The following is a 17,878-nucleotide window of genomic DNA, read 5'->3' on the forward strand; positions in this document are numbered from 1 at the left end:
ATGCCGAGGAGCATCAAGAAGGGCCCCTTCATCGACGGTCACCTGCTGGAGAAGATCCAGGCAGCCCAGGCGACCAACGCGAAGAAGGTCATCAAGACGTGGTCGCGCCGCTCGACGATCCTGCCCGAGTCGGTCGGCCTCACGTTCGCCGTGCACAACGGGCGGAAGTTCGTCCCCGTGTTCGTGACCGAGAACATGGTCGGCCACAAGCTGGGCGAGTTCGCGCCGACGCGCACATTCCACGGCCACTCCGGCGACAAGAAGGCCAAGGTCGCCAAGGGCGGCCCTGGCGGCGGTCGCTGACCCTCGCGCCATCGCGAGAGCATCGGCAAGCGGGCGGGATCGCGACGAGCGATCCCGCCCGTTCGCCTTTGTCGGTCTAGAGCGGTTTTCATCCCGCTCTGGTACATGCGTCACAGAGCGGCGGTCACCCGCACAGGAGACGGGCCCAGATCGGCGTTTTCGGCGCGCAAGCGCACGAAAGGGCGCTGAGCACCGAAAACGTCGAGATGGGCCCGTCTCCGAAGCGGGTGACCGCCGCTCTCTAGAAGGTGCCGCGGAGGCCCGTGAACCCGGGGCCGACGACCAGCTGCGGCGAGGCGGCGGCGCCGCTCGTCTCGGCGGCGCCGCCGCCCGAGAAGCTCAGGATGAAGAGCGTCGTGCCCGCGACGAGGCCGAGCGCGCCGACCGCGAGGCCGACGTTCGCGACCGTCTTCTGGGCCTTGCCCGCGTCGACGTCGTCCTGACGATCGGGAGGGCAGGGGCCGCCGCAGCTCTCCGAGAGGTCGCTGTAGGTGCCGTTGGCCATCAACCCGGCGACCGTGAACACGGCGAGCCCTGCGACCCCCACGCCGCCGGCCGCATAGGCATAGGGGCGCAGGTAAGCCCTCGGCGAGGGCGACTCCGGCGGGAGCATGTCCGGCTGCTCGTCCGGGATCTGCGACGCCTCGTCAGGCGCCGCTGCCGGGCCGCTCGCGTCGGCGCCGAGCGTGAGCGACTTCGTTTCCCCCGCCGACACGGGGACCGTCTGCACGTCCGAGCCGGTCCTGGTGCGCAGGACGACCTCGGCCTTGCCGGGCTTCACCGGGAACGGCTTGCCCCACCGGGCGCGCGGGACCTCCTTGCCGGCGATCGTCAGCGAGGTCGCCGACTCCGGGTGCGCCACCGTGACGTTCACGAGCGCGATCTTGCGCGCGACGTCGTCGCGCTCCAGCTGCGCCGTCTGCTCCGTCTGGGCGTAGCGCGGCTCGGTCTTCGCCCGGGCCGCCGCCTCCTGCGCGACCTGCTCGAACTCGAGGTACGCCTCGGGGAGGTCGCCCAGATCGGCGAGGCAGCGCGCGATGTAGAGGTGGGAGTTCGGGCTCGCCACCGCGGCGTACGAGCCCCGGAACTGCTCCAGCGCGAGCGCGTAGCGCTTGCTCTCGTAGAGCGCGGCGCCCTTCTTGAAGAGGCTCTGCGCCTTCTCCACCGCGTCCGGCGTCGGCGTCGCCGCCGCGTCGTTGGCGCCCGCTGCGGGCCCGGGGAGCGCGCACACGCAGACGCAGGAGGCCGCACCGAAGAGCAGCGCACGGAGCCAGGATCGAGGTCGCACGGTGTTCAGATACCCGAGGGATTGTACTTCTTCTTGGGGGGCGGTTTGGCGGTCGATGCGGCCTTGGCCGGAGCTTTCGGCGGCGCAGCGGTCGCCCGAGGGCGCGGCGTCGGCGCCGGGCGCGCCGCCGGGGCCGCTGCGGGCTTCGGCGGCGCCGCCGCGGCGGCCTTCGCCGCCTGCGGGGGCGGCTGCGCCTCGGCCGGCGGCGCAGGCGGAGGCTCCTGCGTCGCCTCGGGCGGCGCCGCCGAAGGCTGCGGCGCCTCCGCGGAGGCGGTCGCCGGAGGCTGCTGCGCCTCCGGAGGCTGCTGCGCCTCCGGAGGCGCGGCGGGCGACGCGGCGGCGGCCGGGATGGCCCCCGCGGCGTCCGTACCCGTGGCGGACGGCATCGCCGACGCGGGCGGCGTCTCGACGCGCACCCGGCTCTCCGGGGAGGGGCGATCGTCGCCGCCGCGCGCGAGCAGCGCGACCGCGCCGAGCGCCACGCAGAACATCGCCGCGCCGGCCACGATCAGCTGGAGCCGCTTCCGCTGCTGTCCGGCCTCGTGCGACCGGTCGACGACCGTGACCTCGCCGACGTCGTTGGCCATGCTCCGCGGGCCGCCCCGCGCGAAGCGCGCGCCCTTGCCCGAGACGGCCTCGCGGGGGGGCATGCCTGCCGCCGGGAGGGCCCGCGGGACGGACGCGCGGAGCGGCTTGGCGTCGCGGGCGGCGGGCCGCGAGCTGACCGGATCCGCCGCCTCCTCCGCCGGGAGGTTCGCCTGCACCTCGGGCGCGAGGATGAGCCGCGGCGTGACCTCCACCGGCCGCGCCGGAGCGGCGATCTCCTCGAAGGAAATCGGCTCCATGCTGATGGGGCTCTCCTCTTCTTCCCGCGGCGCCTGCGCCGGCGCCGCGGCCGCCGCGCTCGAGCTCGGGGCCGGCGCCGCGGCGCCGGCGGCGGGCGCGCCCTCGCCCTTCGCGCTTGGGCTCGCGTCGGCCGGCGAGGCATGGAGCTCCGGCGAGGCGCCGGAGCGGGGCTCCGAGCTCTGCGCCAGGGCGGCGTCGGCGGCCGCGATCGCGTCGCGGAGGTCCTGCGCGCGCTTCGCCTGGCTGTCGCCGACGGCCTGCCGCACGAAGGCCGCGACGTCCTCGTCGGTCGTGGGCTCGCCGAGGTTCGACGCGACCTGGTCGATGGCCCGCTGCATCTCGGCGCACGTGGCGAAGCGGTTCTCGCGATCCTTCGCGAGCGCCTTGAGGATGATCTTCTCGAGGTCGGGGTGGATCGCGCTGTTCAGCTCGCGCGGGGGGAGCGGGTCCTTGAGCGCGATGTTCTCCACCGTCGAGAGCTCGGTCTCGGCGCGGAACGGGTGGAGCCCGGTCGTGAGCACGTACAGCAGCGCGCCGAGCGAGAAGATGTCGCTCCGGCGATCGACCGGGAGCCCGCCGAGCTGCTCCGGCGAGAGGTACGGCGTCTTGCCCTTGATGACGCCGCCCGCGCGCGTGACGTGGAGGCGCCCCTTCGACTTCGCCACGCCGAAGTCGACGATCTTCACGAACCCGGCGGTCGAGATGAGCACGTTCGCCGGCGAGATGTCGCGGTGGACGAGGTCGAGCAGCGCGCCGCTGTCGTCGCGGAGCTCGTGCGCATTGTGCAGGCCCGCGCAGATCTGCGACGCGATGCGGAGCACGAGCCGCTGCGGGATGCCCCCGAGCGGCTTCGCGGCCTTCTGCAGCGTGCTGGCCGTCTCGCCGTCGACCCACTCCATGACGATGTAGAGGACGTCGTCCTCCTCGCCGAGATCGAGGATCTCGACCACGTTGGGGTGGCGGATCCGGGCGGCGACCCGCGCCTCGTCGAGGAACATCGACTCGAAGTCGGGGTCGTCGGAGACGTCGGGCAGCATCGTCTTGACGGCGACGATCTTCTGGAAGCCGCGGGTGCCCTGCAGGCGCGCGGCCCACACGGCCGCCATGCCGCCCTTGGCGACCGGCATGAGGATCTCGTAGCGGCCCAGCGTGCTCCCTGACCCCAGCCGATCGACGGCCGACGCGGCGCGGCCCCACATCTTCGTCGACATGCCCTGCGGCCCTGTCGGCGTGTGCAGCGTCTTGCTCGAGGCCGAGGCGGGCTCGGCGCCGCGCACGCCGTCCTGCGTGGCTGGCGTCGCCGACGACGGCCCCCCGGTCGCCGGAGCAGGCAGCGCGGCCTTCTGCGCCGCAGGGGGCGGAGGGGCGGCGGGCGCCACGGGAGGCACGGTGATGGACGGCTGCGTCGACTCGCGCACCGCGGCAGCTGCTGCGGGCGCCGCGGCAGCCGCTGCGGGCGCCGCGGCAGCCGCTGCGGGCGCCGCGGCAGCCGCGGCGGGCGTCGCAGGCGCTGCTGCCGGCGTCGCGGCCGGTGCTGCGACCGCCGCCGGCGGTCGGGGCGTGGGAATGGGGCGCGCCAGCGGCGTCGTGGGCGCCACGGGCGCGCGAGGCGTCGCAGGCGCCAGCGGCACCGTCGGGAGCGCGACCGCAGCCGGCGCTGGAGGAGCCGGCGGCACGGGGGACACCGCGGGAACACGCGGCGTGGTGCGGGCCGCCGGCGCCGCGGGAGCGACCGGCGCGCGAGGTGGCGCAGGGCTCGGCGAGCCGATCGGCGCGCGAGGTGTCGCAGGGCTCGGCGAGCCCGCGGGCGTGATCGGCGCGCGCGCCGTCACAGGGCTCGGCGAGCCCGCGGGCGCGACCGCAAGGGGCGCGGCGTCGGCGCGCTTGCCGGCGGCCTCGGGCGCCGCCGGCTGCAACGGCCGGGGTGGCGGCGGGCGCGGCGGCCTCGCGAGCGGCCCCTTCGGGATCGGCGTCGTCCTCGACGCCGCGCCCTCGGCCGGCGCCGGCGTAGCGCGCGCTGCCGCCGGGCTGTCGCTCGGCTCGCCCACGCGCGGCGCGGCGGCTCCGGCCGCCCGCGCGGCCGGCTGCTCCTTCAGCGCAGCGGCCGCGGGCGCCGGTGTCGCCGCGGACCCGCCGGGGCCCTCCGGCGTGCGGCCGTCGCGCGGCTCGTTCGATGGCCCGATCTGCGGCAGGGTCGCCATCGGAGGCCGCGCCCCCGGCAGGCCGCGCGCAGCGGCCTCGTCCGCAGCGCCCCAGGCCGTGTCGACGTCGACGTGCTCCGCGCCAGCGCCCGCCGGCACGGCGCCGTTCGACGCCGCTCCGCCGGCCGTCGCCCTGGGCGCCACGCCGTTCTTCGCCCCGGCCGGCTCCTTCGGCGCGCCCGCGCCGCCCGACGGGCGGAGCTGGCTCGCGACGACCGCTCCGCCCGCCGCCGGCGGGCCGCCCTGCGCGGCCGGGATCGCGCGCGCGCGGGGCGACGGCGCGGTGATCGCGTGGCGCGCGCCCGCGTCGCCGCGAGGCGGCTGCGCGCCGTCGGGCACCGGGATCGCGACGCCCACCAGGGTCGCCCCGCGCGCCCGCGGCGGCGGCGGCGTCGCCGGCCGCGCCTCCGCCGCGAGGGACGCGCCCGCCATCGCGGCCGCGATCATGGTCCGGCGCGGCTCGAGCGTCTTACCCGCCAGCCTGCCCACCGCCGCGGCCACGTCCTCCGCCCCGGCGATCTGCCCCGCGCCCGCGGCCTCGAGCGCCTCGAGCATCGCCGACGCGCTCTCGAAGCGGCGCGCGGGCTCACGCTCGAGCGCCGTCCGGACGACCTCGCCGAGCTGGGCCGGGCTCGCGGCCCCTGCCAGGCTCGGGAGCGGCGGGATCGGCGCCGTCAGCACCTTCTGGATGACCGCCGTCTCCAGCTTCGACGAGAACAGCCGCTGCCGCGAGAGCAGCTCCCAGAGGATCACGCCGACCGAGAAGACGTCGGCGCGCGGATCGAGCGGCGCCTCCGTGTGCGCCGCCATCGCCTTGACCCGCTCCGGCGCGGCGTAGGCCAGCCGATCCGGGTTCCTCGTGCCCATCGGGGCGAGCCCGGCGATGGCCCTCGCCACGCCGAACCCGCTCACCCGCGTGGCGCCGTCGATCCCCACGGAGACGTGCGTCGGGTTCAGCTCGCCGTGCACGAGCGCCGGCTCCGCGGTGTGCGCGGACACGAGCGCGCGCAGCACGTCCGCCGCGATCCGGAGGGCGACCGGCAGCGGCAGGCCCTCGGCGCCGGCCGCGGAGACCAGGGCGCCGAGCGCCTCCCCCTCCACGTAGTCCGACACGACGAACACCTCGCCGTCGGCGATGCGCGCGTCGAGCACGGAGAGCACGTTGGGGAAGCGGAGCCGCTGCGCCATGCCGGCCTCGCGGAGGATGCTGTCCGCGGTCTCCGCTTTTTTCGTGAGGTGGCGGTAAATGCGCAGGATCGTGACAGGTCCCGCGCTCATCGCCTCCGCCTCGGAAGACGCCCGAGCGAGCCACGTGGACCCGATGCCACCACCGGAGAGCTCTTTCAGCAGCTCATAATTGCCGAGTCGCGAAGCAGAGCCCGCACCGGGCGGCCTGTCGAGCGCCATGGGACTCGCATGCTATCAGGACGTTACAAGCTGGATCCAGCGTTCACGGCCGAATACCCGGCGAGCTCTGGCTTGTCCGGAGCGCCCTGTCAGGCGAGCGTCACGCGCGGCGCTCGCCTGTGTCGCGCGCGCGGCGCAGCGAGATGCGCAGCACCTGCGCGCGCGCGGGTGCTCGGGTGTGTGGAGCTCAGCGCGGGCGCCGCCGGCCGCGATCGTCGCGGAGGGAGACGCGCGGGCCGTCGCGCCTGGCCGATCGGGCGGCGGTTCAGCGCGCCTCGGGCTGCGGCGCGCGGCTCGACGGGGGGTGCACGGTCAACGTCACGAACCTGGTGCGGCGCTCGTGGCTGGAGAACGCGCTCGCGGCGACGGGGATCCCGTCCCGGATCGCCACGGCGACGTGCGGGCCAGGATCCGCCCGGAGCGCCTTCGACGGCTCCACCGGCGCGCCGTCGAGCAGCACGGTCACGCCGTCGGTCGCGCCGGCGAGGTTGAGGACGATCCTCGGCATGCGCCCGTCAAGATCGTGGAGGCGCGCGTCGATCTCGGCGAGCATCGCCGGCGACGCGGCGAGCACCTCCTTCGGCGCGGCGCGCGCGGCCGCGCGCGCGTCGTGGTACGTCCGCTCGGCCTTGAGCAGCCGGCCGAGCCGATCGTGGCAGAGGCCGATGTGGAACGTCACGTTCGCCGTCGGCCGGAGCCGGGCGATCGCCTCGAACCGGTCGAGCGCGTCCGCCCAGCGTCCGGCGCCCTCGAGGGTGAGGCCTTGCGCGAACTGGAGGCGCAGCGCGCGCGTCGCGACGTCGTCGTTGTCGGCCTCTTCCGCCCGCTTGGCCTCCCTCGCCTCCGCGCGCGCTTCGGGCCAGGCCGGCGAGAGCAGCGCGCAGCCGAGGAGCCCGAGCGCGGCGGCGCGCCGCCGCGAGCGCCTGCGCAGGAAGGTGAACAGCGCGTCCATCGTCCTCAGAACCCGGGGCTCGTCACGCGGGAGCGCCACGCGCCGCGCGGCGCCGGCGAGCGCGCGGGTTTGTCCTCGGAGACCGCCGCGGCGCCGGCGCTGTCCGGGGCCTCGGACGTGAGCTCGGGCGCGCCGCCGGCGCCGATGCACCGCGCCGCCGCCTGGGCCGGCGCGCCGCCGATCGCCGCCGCGGGCGCGCCTCCGCTGCGCCGGGCCGCCGCGCCGGCGCTGAAGGCCGCGGCCAGCACGGGGCGGAGGCTCTCGCGCGCCTCGCCCTCCGGCGCCGCGCCCGTCTGCGCCCGCAGCGCGGCCGAGGTGAGCGCGGCCGCCAGCGCCACGGCGCCCGCGAGCCGGAGCGCGGCGAGCGCCCGCGCGCGGCGCCGGGACGCCGGCGCGGCCCCGGCGACGAACGGGCGCCCGAGCGTCGTCGCGTCGGGCCGGTACACCCGCGGCCGCGCGAGCCAGAGCCGCCGGAGGGCGTTGCGGGCGAGCCCCTGCGGCGCCGCGAGCGCGCCGCGGGATCGCGTCGCCGCGACGGGCGCGGGCCGCGGGGCAGCGGCGGGCCGCGGGAGGATCATGATCGGCCCGGGCGCGCTCGCGCCGAGATCGTCGAGCGCGGCCTCCAGATCGGCCCGCAGCGAGGCCGCGTCCGGGTAACGCCGCGCCGGGTCCTTCTCGAGGCAGCGGCCGGCGATCTTCCGGAGGCGCGGCGGGATCGCGGCGGGCAGCGGCGCCGGGTCCGACTCGAGGATGCGCCGGAGGACCGCGTGGTGGTTGCCTCCCCGGAACGGCTGCACGCCGCTGAGCGCCTCGTAGAGCATGACGCCGACCGCCCAGAGGTCGGCGCGCGCGTCGATCGTCCGTTTGCCCAGGGCCTGCTCCGGGCTCATGTACGAGGGCGTCCCGAGCAGCTGCCCGTCGATGGTGAGCGCGTCGCTCGCGCCCGTGAGCTGGCTGATCCCGAAGTCGACGATCTTCGGGACGACCCCCTCGCCCGGGACCATGGCCATCACGATGTTCTCCGGCTTGATGTCGCGGTGCACGACGCCCTCCGCGTGCGCGGCGGAGAGCCCGCTGCACACCTCGATGAGCACCGGCACCACCTCCTCGGGCGGGAGCGGCCGGCCCGGGGTCAGGCGATCGGCGAACGGCGAGCCCCGCAGGAGCTCCAGCGCCAGGAAGAGGTACCCCTCGTCGTAGAGCTCCCCCGCGTCGACCACCCCGACGATGTTGCGGTGCTGGAATTTTCCGATGATCTTCGCTTCGCGGATGAACCGCCCGACGACCTGCTCGTCCCGGAGCGCCGGGGACAGCTTGAGCGCGACGTCACGGCCGATGAGCTCGTGGCGCGCCCACCAGACGCTCGACATTCCGCCCGAGCCGATCGGCCGAATCAGTCGGAAGCGACCTCCTGCGACGTCCCCGGCATGCAGCATGTGCCCCCTTCGCCCATCGCGCGTGAGAAGCCTTCACGCCGACCGAGCACGAGGAGCCGACAAAGCACGAGCAAGGCCACATTTGCGGGGCGCCGCTGCCCGCGTCGAACCGCGGCCCGCGCGGCGCGTGCGTCAGGGTCGGTAGCGCTCGAGGAGGTCGTTCGAGAGCTTCACGCCGAGCTCGCGGTAGCCGCGGAACGTCAGGTGGACGCCGTCGCGCGACGCGCGCGGCGGGCGCTCGCGGTACCAGGCCTCGATCGAGCTCCGCCCGCCCATCTCCTCGTAGGTGTCCCAGAACGCGCACCCGCCCTCCCGGGCGGCGTCGCGCAGGACATCTCGGACGACGGGCGTCCGCTCCGGCGTGTCCTTCCGGTCCGTGGGCGCGAGGACCAGGCAGTCGACGTCGGGCTCCACCCTCCGGACGCGGGCGAGCAGCTCCGAGAGCTGCCTCGCGTAGAGCGACGGATCCGTGGTGACGTCGCCCGCCTCGTTCGTGCCGTACTCCAGGACCACGAGCTCCGGCGAGCGCCGCGCGAGCTCCGCGGCCCAGCTCAGCTCGTCCCAGCGCAGCGGCGTGGCGAGGCGGGCGCCGTTGATGCCGAGCGTGTCGAGCACGACCCCGGGCTTGTCCTCCGGATCGGTCTCGACGACCACGCCGCAGAGCTCCGGCGCGCCCGACGGCACGACGCTGAGCGTCGTCGCGCCCACGCTGGCGAGCTTGGCGTGCTGCAGCGCGCCGGGGGCGTCGCCCGCGGCCCCGCGGAGGATCTCGCTCGGCCCGCCCGAGATCGTCACCGCGAGCTCGTCGGCGCGCGCGGAGGGCCGGAAGCAGACGTCCCAGAGCAGCCGCGTGGTGGGCTTCGCCGCGGTGACCGCGACCTCCGCGCGCGCCGGGCCGTGCTGCGCGCTGAAGAGGATCCCCCCGAGGCCGAAGACGCCGTCGTCGACGGGCGCGGAGCCGCCCGGCGTCTTCGGGCGCGTCCGCCACTTGCCCTCGGCCGTGAGCCGCGCGCCGTCGTGCCGGTAGGAGGCGTAGCCGAGGTGCAGGAAGCCGAGCCCGCCGTCGCCGAAGCGCCGCTGCAGCGCGGTGCGGAGCGCGCCGCTCCAGAAGTCGGCGGCGGCGTGCGAGTCGCCGAGCCACGCGACGCGCACGTGGTCCTTGCGCCGCCCCTGCTCGAGGGCCCGGAGCGCCGCGAAGAAGTGGGCGTAGGGCCCGTCCTCGAGGCGCAGGAGCTCGCGCTCCGGCGAGGGCGCCGGGGCGGCCTCCGCGAGGCGCGGCGCGCTCGCCGCCGGCGCGGCGGCCTCCGCGAGGCGCGAGGGCGGCGCCACCCGCGCGGGCAGCGCGGAGCCCGCCTCGGGCGCCGGCGGCGCGGCGGGATCGCGGGCCGAGCTGCAGCCGAGCGCCGCGGCCGAGAGCAGCGCCGCGGTCGAGAGCAGCGCCGCGGCCGGACGCCGCGCCGGCGGCCGGCGCGCGGGGCGGAGGCGGGCGACGTCGCGCCCCGGGATCTCCGCGCGCGGCGCGGAGCAGCTTGCGCCCCTCACGACAGCGGATCCTCGATGTCGAGATCGGCGTCCGCGCTGGCCTCGATCTCCTGGCGCTCGCGCCGCTCGCGGACGCGCTCCTGCACGGCGGCGACGAGCACGTCGACGTACGACTCGAAGGGGGGGCAGCCGATCCCGGCGCCGCCGAGCACGAGGTCCGCGTTCCGGGCGTCGTAGCGCACCGGGGTCATCAGCTGCTCGACGAACGCGCGCGGGCTGCGGACGAAGCGCTCGATCCCGGGCGTGCGGAGCAGGGCCTTGGCGAGGTTCGACGGGATGTGGCTGCGCGCGGCGCGGCGGCCGCTCGCCCGCGCGATCAGGTCGAAGACCCGCCGCGCCGACAGCGGGTGCGGGTCGGCGACGTGGAAGGTGCGGCGCGGCGCGAGCCGGTGCAGGCCGATCGCGTGCGCGGCGCGGACCACGAAGTCGATCGGGACGATGTTGAGCGGCACGTCGCCGCGGCCGGGCATCGGGATCGCCATGTCCGCCGGCGCCGCCATGATGAGCAGCACGAGGAGGTACAGCCCGTCGAGCCGATCGATCTCCCCGGTCGTGGAGTCGCCCACGACCGTGGTCGGCCGCACGACCGCCGCCGGCACGTGGCCCATCGCTTGCCGCACGAGCACCTCGGCGCGCATCCTCGTCTCGTCCACCGGGCTGGGGAACGCCTGGCCGGCCTCGAGATCTTCCTCGTACACGGTCCCCGTCCGGTCGCCGGCGACGAAGGCGCTCGAGTGGTGGACGAGGCACTGCAGCGAGCTGCACGCGCGGGCGAGCTCCAGCACCTCGGCCGTCCCGACGACGTTCAGCGCGTGGGCGGCGCTCCGGTCGGCGCCCGCGTGGCTCACGTACGCGAGGTGATGGATCCGGTCGATCTCGCCGGCGAGCTGCCGGAACTCGGCGCCCGACAGCCCGAGGTCCATCGCCGTGACGTCCCCCTCGAGCAGCACGACGCGCTCGCGATCCGGCGCCGGGAGCGCGTCGCGCTCCGCGCTCGCCTGCGCCGCGGCCTTCGCGAGCACCACCGCGTAGACGAGCGTGCGCGGCTCCGACGCGAGGACGTGCTGCAGCATCTTCCGCGCGATGAACGAGGGAAAGCCGGTGATGAGCACCACGCTCTCGTAGCCGGGGCGAGCCATCGGCCCGGAGCTTAGCTCAGCAGTGCGCCTGCTCCGCAGCTTTCCGTTGACGCCGCCTCGGACGAGCGCAGGACGCCTCGGGCAGCGGCGCCGGGGCGCGCCCGGCGCGGTCCCGGCGGGGGCTTCCTCCTATCGGCGCCCGCGGCCCTACGTATAATCGCCGGGTTGATGCGCCCGGGAGTCACGGTCGCGGACCGGTTCAGGATCGAGCGCCTGGCGGGGTCGGGCGGGATGGGCGCGGTGTACCGGGCCACGGACCTGACGGACAACAGCCCGGTCGCGCTGAAGATCCTGCACCGCGGGACGGAGCATCAGGAGAAGCGGATCGAGCGGGAGGCGCGGATCCTCGCCGACCTGCGCCACCCGGGGATCGTCCGGTACGTCGCGCACGGCGTGACCGGGGACCGGACGCGTTACCTCGCGCTCGAGTGGCTCGAGGGCGAGGACCTCGCCGAGCGCGTCGCGCGCGCGCGCCTCAGCGTGGACGGCGCGGTGACGCTCCTGCGGCGGGTCGCGGGCGCGCTCGGCGCGGCGCACGAGCGGGGGATCGTCCACCGCGACGTCACGCCCGGCAACATCTTCCTGCCGGGCGGCGCGCTCGAGGGCGCCAAGATCTGCGATTTCGGCATCGCGCGCGCCGGGCTCTTCGCGTGGGAGGACGGCGCAGGCGCCGCGCGGAGGTACGAGCACCCGGGCGCGCGCGGCGGGGTGACGCTCGGGACGCCGGGGTACATGGCGCCAGAGCAGGCGCGCGGCGAGGCGCGCGTCGACGCGCGCGCCGACGTGTTCTCGCTCGGGTGCGTCCTCTGGAGCTGCCTCACCGGCCGGCCGCCCTTCGCCGGCGACCAGGTGATGGCGATCCTCGCGAAGGCCGCCCTGGTGGGGCCGCCGCGGCTGTCGGCGCTGCGGCCCGACGTGCCGGCCGCGCTCGACGACCTCGTCGCGTGGATGCTCGAGAAGGACCCGGAGGGCCGGCCGAGGGACGGGAACGAGGTCCTCGCGAGCGCGGCGCAGGTCCGCATCGCCGGAGACGAGGTCCGGGACCTCCACGACGGCGCCCCGGCGAGCGCCTCGAGGTCCGGGCGGGCGCTCGCCGAGAGCGCCGCGGGCGAGCAGCGGCTGCTCAGCGTGGTGCTGATCCACGGCGCGCTCCCGGGCGACGACGCCGCGGGAATGCCCGGCGCGGACGCCGCCGCGCCCGCGGCCGGGGAGCTGCCCCCGGACGGCGCGCCGAGGGCCGCGACGGACGCCGCGGTCCGCGCGGCGGCCGCGCCCTTCGGCGGGCGCGTCGAGCGGCTCGCCCCGACGTGGCTCCTCGTCCTGCTCCCCGGCGGCGGGGCCGCCGCCGACGCCGAGCCGCCGCGCTCCGCCGGGGCTCAGGCGAGGACGGCGACGGACCAGGCGGTCCACGCGGCGCGGTGCGCGCTCGCGCTGCGCTCGCTGCTGCCCGAGGGCGCCTCCGTCGCGCTCGCGACAGGGCAGGACGTCGAGGCAGGACGCTGGTCCGCGCGGCAGGTCATCGATCGCGCCGCGGCGCTGATCGGCGCCCGGGCGCGCGCGGAGCCTGCGCGGGCCGCCGGGCAGGGGGGCCACGGCGTCCTGATCGACGACGCGACGGCGGCCGGCCTGGTCGCGCTCGGCCGCGCCGGGGTGGCGCGGCGCTTCCCGGAGCTCGGCGCCGGGCGCGACGCCGCCGGCCTGCGCCCCGGCGAGCGCGCGCCGGAGCCGCTCGTCCCGGAGGCGCTCGGGCAGGGCGGGGGCGCCGGGGCGCAGGCGCCCGCGGACGGCCGCGCCGCGGTGAGCGCGTTCTCCTTGGAGGAGCTGCTCCGGGCGATCGCCTGCGGCGACGCCGAGGGCTCCCCCGAGACGATGCTGGCGATGGCCCACGCCCGCCTCGACGACCTGCACCCCGCGGTGCGGCGCATCCTCCGCGCGGCGAGCGTCTTCGGCGAGGCGTTCTGGCGCGGCGGCGTGGAGGCCCTGCTCGGCGGCGCGCAGCGCGCGCCCGACCTCGACGCGTGGCTGCCGGAGCTCGTCGCGCGCGAGCTCATCGAGCGGCGCCCGGCGAGCCGGTACCCCGGCGAGGAGGAGTACACGTTCCGGCACGCGCGCCTCCAGGAGGCCGCGTACGCGACGCTCTCCCGGGGCGATCGGCTGCTCGGCCACCGGCTCGCGGGCGCGTGGCTCGAGCAGGTGGGGGAGCTCGAGGCGATCGCGCTGGCGGAGCACTTCGACAACGGCGGAGAGCACGGGCGGGCGATGCGGTGGTTCCTGCGCGGGGCCGAGCAGGCGCTCGGGCGCGGCGATCTCGCCGCGGCGATCGCCCATGCGGAGCGCGGCGCGCGGCACGGCGATCTCTGCGATCGGCTCGCCGACGCGGATCCCGACGAGGAGGGCGGGGCGCCGTCCGACCCGCAAGGGCCGCGCGGCGGCGCGACGCTGGCGGCGCTGCGCCTGGTCCAGGCGGAGGCCCACCGCTGGCGCGGCGAGTTCGAGCACGCCCAGCGCTGCGCGGCCCAGGCGGCGCGGCGCCTGCCCCGCGGGACGTTGCTCTGGTTCCGCGCCGCCCACGAGCTGATGATCGCGAGCGCCCGCCGGGGCGACTACATGCTCACGACGGCCTGGGCGAAGGAAGTCGGGACGTGCGGCGACCCCGCGGAGGACGGCGCGGCGCGCGAGGACGGCGCGGCGCGCGAGGACGGCGCGGCGCGCGAGGACGGCGCGCCCTCCGCCAAGCCGCGCTCGGTCGAGGCCGCGGCGGAGGTCCGCGCGGCGCGCGTGATCGCCTTGTGCTCGGCGGCGCGCCAGCTCTTCCCCGCGGGGCGCTACGCGGCGGCGGAAGCGCTGGTCGTGAGGGCCCGCGCCCTCGCGGGGGATCTCGCGTCGCTCGCGCCGCGCGCGGCCGGCGAGGTGCACCGGCTGCTCGGCGCGCGGGAGGGACACCTCGGCGATCCCTCCGGCGACCTCGCGGGCTGCGCGGCCGCGCTCGAGGCGTTCGAGCGCTCCGGAGACGTCCGCGAGGCCTGCAACACCCGCGTCAGCCTCGGCGTCGCGCTCCTCAAGCTCGGTGACGTCGAGCGGGCCGGCGAGGAGCTCGCCGCCGCGCTCGCGGCGGCCGACCGCATGGGGCTGCGCATCGTCGCCACGCGCGCCCGGCAGCACCTCGGGCTCGTGCTCGCGGCCCGGGGACAGCTCGACGAGGCGCTCGCCCTCACGCGCCAGGTCATCCTGGAATGCCGCGGGCAGGGCGACCTGCGGCTCGAGGGCAGCACCCGCGTCTACGCCGCCCTCATCGCCCACGCCGCCGGGGACTTCGGCGCGGCGGAAGCTGACGGCCGCGGCGCCGCGGAGCTCCTCCAGGGGATGGCGCCGGCGCGCGCCGGCGCGCTCGCCGCGCTCGCGCGCGCCCTCACGGCCCAGGGGCGCGCCGAGGAGGCGCTCGCCGCGGCGCGCGAGGCCGAAGGGATCCTCGCGCGCCACGGCGGCATCGATGTCTTCGAGTCGCTCGTCTTCGTCGCGCTGATCGAGACGGCGCGCGCGGCCGGAGACGCCGACGGCGCCTGCGCCGCCGCGACCCGGGGCCGCGACCGGCTCCTCGCCCGGGCCGCGGCGATCGCGGAGCCTGCCTACCGCGAGAGCTTCCTCCACCGCGTCCGCGAGAACGCGATGGTGCTGTCGCTCGCGCGCCTCTGCCTGGGCGAGTCCGCCGTGGTCACCGCTGCCCGCCGCGCCTCGCGCCCCTGACGCGCGCCGGGGCGAAGGCCGGCCGCGCCGCGGATGCTGCGCGCCCAGGCCGCGAGCCCGCCGCGCCGCGTCGCGAGCGCCGGCGCGGGGCCCGAGCCTCCCGAGCCGATCCGTGCAGGTTCGTGGTCGAGCGCGGCCAGAAGGCGCTACGGTTCGGTCGTGATCGCCCAAGCGACCTCCGCCACGCGCCGCTGCGCCGCCGCGCTCCTGGCCATCGTCCTCGGCCTGAGCGCGGGCTGCTCGGCGTGCAGATCGCCGGACGCGGCGCCCGACGCCGCCGCCGCGAGCCCGGCGCCCGTGCCGGCGCCGGCGGGGCTCATCGCCGAGGCGTTCCTCCCGACGCCCGACGCGACGTGGGCCAAGGCGCGCGCCCTCGCCGGCGGCCCGGCGGCGCTCCTCCCGAGCAGCGCCGGCGCCCTCGCCGCCTCGCTGCTCGGCCTGCCCATCGCCGTCGCGTCCGAGATCGACGGCAGCGTGCCGGTGCTCGGCGCGGCCGTGGAGGCCCCGGACCGGCCGCGCCCGCGGGCCGCGATCGGCCTCCACGTGAAGGACGGGGGCCGCTTCGTCGACCAGCTCACGCGGGGCGAAGGGGCGCGCTTCCGCGCGAAGCCCGACGCGGCGACGTCGATCGCGCTGCTCGAGCCGCTGCAAGCGCCGCCGCCAGGGACGAGCGCCGTCGCCCTCGGCGTCCTCGGCAACTACCTGCTCGTCGCGGAGGCCGCGGACGACCTCACCCTCCTGGGGCCGTACGTCGCGCGGACGATGCCGCAGGCGGCGGCGCCGAAGGAGGATCTCGCGATCGAGATCCCGCGCGCCGCGATCGAGGGCCCGGTGCTCAAGGCGGCGCGCAGCGCCTGGGAGAAGGCCCGCGGGGGCGAGGGCGCGCCGCGCGCCTCCGCCGTGCCGCTCGCGCCGATGATCGAGGGGGGGCTCGCGGTGCTCGGCGACCTCGAGCGGGCGCGCGTCACGCTCGTGCTCGACGACGGCGCGCACCTGCGCGCCTCCGGCACGCCGAAGGCAGGGGGCGGCCCGGCGTCGAAGGCGGCGGCCGAGATGGTCGTCGGCGACGTGAAGCCGCTGCTCGATCTGCCCGCGGACACGCTCGCCGGGATCCTGGTCCGCGACCGGGCAGCCTCGCGCGCGGAGGACGTCCCCAAGCTCGTCGACGCCGTCGCGGGGCTCGTCGAGGGGGAGCTCTCGCCCGCGGACCGGGAGCGGCTCGGCGCCGCGCTCCGCGCGGCCTCGGACGCGCGCGGCGACTGGTTCGTCGGCGGGCTGCGCTTCGACGCGACCGGCCCCACGGCCTACGTGCGCGCCGCCGTCGGCGACCGGGTGAAGCTCGAGGGCGCCCTCGCCGATCTGCTCGGGAGCGCGGAGCTCGCGCCGATCAAGTCCTCCCTGCAGCGCGAGGGGCTCCGCGTCTCCTCGGGCAAGGTGGACGTCCCGCCGCTCGCCGGCGACGTGCGGCGGCTGCGGATCGAGCAGACCGCCGGCGCCGGTCAGCCCGGCGGCGCGGCGCCCTCGCCGGCGCGCACCGGGCCGGGCGGCGCAGGCCTCCCCGGCAAGGGCGGCGGGCCGGGCGCGCCGTCGCCGGCGATCGAGCTGCTCTACCTGGTCCGCGACGACGGCCTCTTCGCGTCGGTCGGCAACGATCCGGGCGCGGGCCTCCGGAGCGTCGTCGGCGCGCTCCAGGGGGAGACCCTCGGCGGGGTCCCGACCACGAAGGCCGCGCTGGCCCCGCTCGGCTCGGACATCGCGTTCGCGCTGGTGCTCGAGCCGCTGCGGTTCGTCGCGAGCCGCCTCGGCCAGCCCGGCGGCGGCGACCCGGCGCCCGTGGTGATCGCCGCCGGCGCCGCGCCGGCCGGCGGCGACGCCCCCGCCGCGCTCTGGGCGCGCGCCGACGTCGCTGCCGTCGCGCTCCGGGAGCTCATCCGCCTCGGAAGCGGCTTTTGACGAGCGCGGGCGCGCTCACGGGCCGCCGGCTCGCCGCGCTCGTCTTGGCGCTCGCCTGCGCGTGCGCGCCGAAGGGGGGCGCCGACTGGGTCGACGACGGATCGAGCGAGCCGCGGATCGCGCGCGGAGGCGGCGGCTGGCTGCACGCGCCCCCGCCGGAGGGGGCCGGCAGCGAGCGAGGCCCCGGCGCGCCGGACGCGACGCCGGCGCGCGAGCGCGGCGCGCCGGACGCGGCCCCCGCGGAGGACGGGCCGTCGATCCTCGTGCGCGAGCACGGCCGGCCCCCGCGCGCCCCCGAGGCCGCGCGCGCCGCAGAGGCCGCGCGCGCCGCGCCGGGGCTCGCCCCAGGGCTCTTCCGGAACACCTATTACGACTTCCCGACCGAGGGCGGCGGGGCGAAGGACGCGCTCCTCTACGACGCGGCGTGCGCGCCGCTCGCGCGCGTCCCGCGCGCGTTTCACGACCAGGTCTGCGTGCAGGGCAGCGGCCGGCTCGCCTCGGGCGACACGGTGAGCTTCGCGCGGCGCGCCTGCGCGTGCGCCGACGTCTGCCCGCGCACCGGCCAGCAGGTCTGCTTCGAGCGGCTCGATGCGCGGCGGTTCCCGTACGGCCGGGGCGCGACGGGGCGCCCCATCACGCCCCTGCGAACGGTCGCGGTCGACTCGAGCGTCATCCCGCTCGGCACCTCGCTCTACGTGCCCGAGCTGGTCGGGCTGCCCCTGCCGGGCGGGGGCCGTCACGACGGCTGCTTCGTCGCCGAGGATCGAGGCATCAAGGTCGTCGGGCGGCGGATCGACGTCTTCACGGGCGATCCGGCGGTCACCGCGCGCCTGAACGCGCTCTTCCCCTCGAACCGCGGCGTGCGCCTCTGGCTCAACGACGCGCGATGCAGCGGCGTCGTCCTCGCCGCCGCGGCGCGCGGGGGGGCAGCCGCCCCGGCCGGCGGCCCGCCCGGGGAAACGCCGGCGCGGGCCGCGGGACCGTAAGGACGACCGCCCCCCTGCGCGAAATCCGGGACCTTTCGGGGGCGCGGAGGTGGTACGATTTGCCGCCTTCCGGTGGCCTAA

The 17,878-nt window shown here is 77.4% G+C and carries 10 protein-coding genes; 4 read left to right on the top strand and 6 right to left on the bottom strand.

From position 1 onward, the window contains the following. A complete protein-coding gene (gene rpsS / locus WMF43_RS05515; RefSeq protein WP_437677977.1) occupies window positions 1–303 on the top strand; it encodes a 30S ribosomal protein S19 in 303 nt (100 codons plus the stop codon). A 241-nt stretch (window positions 304–544) separates the two neighbouring features. Here rpsS and WMF43_RS05520 read toward each other — a convergent pair whose 3' ends face one another. The 6 genes from WMF43_RS05520 to WMF43_RS05545 all read right to left on the bottom strand — a co-directional run bounded on the left by WMF43_RS05520 (window position 545) and on the right by WMF43_RS05545 (window position 11,114). Continuing rightward, complete coding sequence (locus WMF43_RS05520) at window positions 545–1,591, bottom strand: tetratricopeptide repeat protein (protein WP_437677979.1); 1,047 nt, start codon at window positions 1,589–1,591, stop codon at window positions 545–547. A gap of 5 nt (window positions 1,592–1,596) precedes the next feature. Then, window positions 1,597–6,045, bottom strand: coding sequence for a protein kinase domain-containing protein (locus WMF43_RS05525; RefSeq protein WP_437677981.1), 4,449 nt, complete (start codon window positions 6,043–6,045; stop codon window positions 1,597–1,599). 265 nt (window positions 6,046–6,310) lie between these two features. Next, window positions 6,311–6,997 (bottom strand): tetratricopeptide repeat protein, encoded by a 687-nt coding sequence (locus WMF43_RS05530; RefSeq protein WP_437677983.1) that lies wholly within the window; start codon window positions 6,995–6,997, stop codon window positions 6,311–6,313. A gap of 5 nt (window positions 6,998–7,002) precedes the next feature. Then, on the bottom strand, window positions 7,003–8,433 hold the full coding sequence (locus tag WMF43_RS05535; protein ID WP_437677984.1) for a serine/threonine-protein kinase: 1,431 nt from the start codon (window positions 8,431–8,433) through the stop codon (window positions 7,003–7,005). A 132-nt stretch (window positions 8,434–8,565) separates the two neighbouring features. After that, a complete protein-coding gene (locus WMF43_RS05540; protein ID WP_437677986.1) occupies window positions 8,566–9,975 on the bottom strand; it encodes a GDSL-type esterase/lipase family protein in 1,410 nt (469 codons plus the stop codon). Then, complete coding sequence (locus tag WMF43_RS05545; RefSeq protein ID WP_437677987.1) at window positions 9,972–11,114, bottom strand: SDR family oxidoreductase; 1,143 nt, start codon at window positions 11,112–11,114, stop codon at window positions 9,972–9,974. The genes WMF43_RS05540 and WMF43_RS05545 overlap by 4 nt, the downstream gene beginning before the upstream one ends. A 168-nt stretch (window positions 11,115–11,282) precedes the next feature. Between WMF43_RS05545 and WMF43_RS05550 the strand changes: the two genes are divergently transcribed. The 3 genes from WMF43_RS05550 (at window position 11,283) to WMF43_RS05560 (ending at window position 17,797) form a co-directional block, all read left to right on the top strand. Then, window positions 11,283–14,858, top strand: coding sequence for a protein kinase domain-containing protein (locus tag WMF43_RS05550; protein WP_437677989.1), 3,576 nt, complete (start codon window positions 11,283–11,285; stop codon window positions 14,856–14,858). Between the two features lie 159 nt (window positions 14,859–15,017). Then, window positions 15,018–16,811 carry a hypothetical protein gene (locus WMF43_RS05555; protein WP_437677990.1) on the top strand — a complete coding sequence of 598 codons (1,794 nt, stop codon included), beginning with the start codon at window positions 15,018–15,020 and terminating at the stop codon, window positions 16,809–16,811. After that, window positions 16,808–17,797: a 3D domain-containing protein gene (locus WMF43_RS05560; RefSeq protein WP_437677992.1), complete on the top strand. Its 990-nt coding sequence runs from the start codon at window positions 16,808–16,810 to the stop codon at window positions 17,795–17,797. Before WMF43_RS05555 ends, WMF43_RS05560 begins: the two co-directional genes overlap by 4 nt. Window positions 17,798–17,878: the final 81 nt, after the last annotated feature.

Source organism: Sorangium sp. So ce131 (assembly GCF_051519095.1).
Lineage (GTDB): Bacteria > Myxococcota_A > Polyangia > Polyangiales > Polyangiaceae > Sorangium.

Excerpts from the sequence above, each read along its gene's own strand:
- WMF43_RS05530 (WP_437677983.1), bottom strand. The coding sequence starts at position 6,997 with ATGGACGCGCTGTTCACCTTCCTGCGCAGGCGCTCGCGGCGGCGCGCC.
- WMF43_RS05550 (WP_437677989.1), top strand. The coding sequence starts at position 11,283 with ATGCGCCCGGGAGTCACGGTCGCGGACCGGTTCAGGATCGAGCGCCTG.
- WMF43_RS05535 (WP_437677984.1), bottom strand. The coding sequence starts at position 8,433 with ATGCTGCATGCCGGGGACGTCGCAGGAGGTCGCTTCCGACTGATTCGG.
- rpsS (WP_437677977.1), top strand. The coding sequence starts at position 1 with ATGCCGAGGAGCATCAAGAAGGGCCCCTTCATCGACGGTCACCTGCTG.
- WMF43_RS05545 (WP_437677987.1), bottom strand. The coding sequence starts at position 11,114 with ATGGCTCGCCCCGGCTACGAGAGCGTGGTGCTCATCACCGGCTTTCCC.
- WMF43_RS05525 (WP_437677981.1), bottom strand. The coding sequence starts at position 6,045 with ATGGCGCTCGACAGGCCGCCCGGTGCGGGCTCTGCTTCGCGACTCGGC.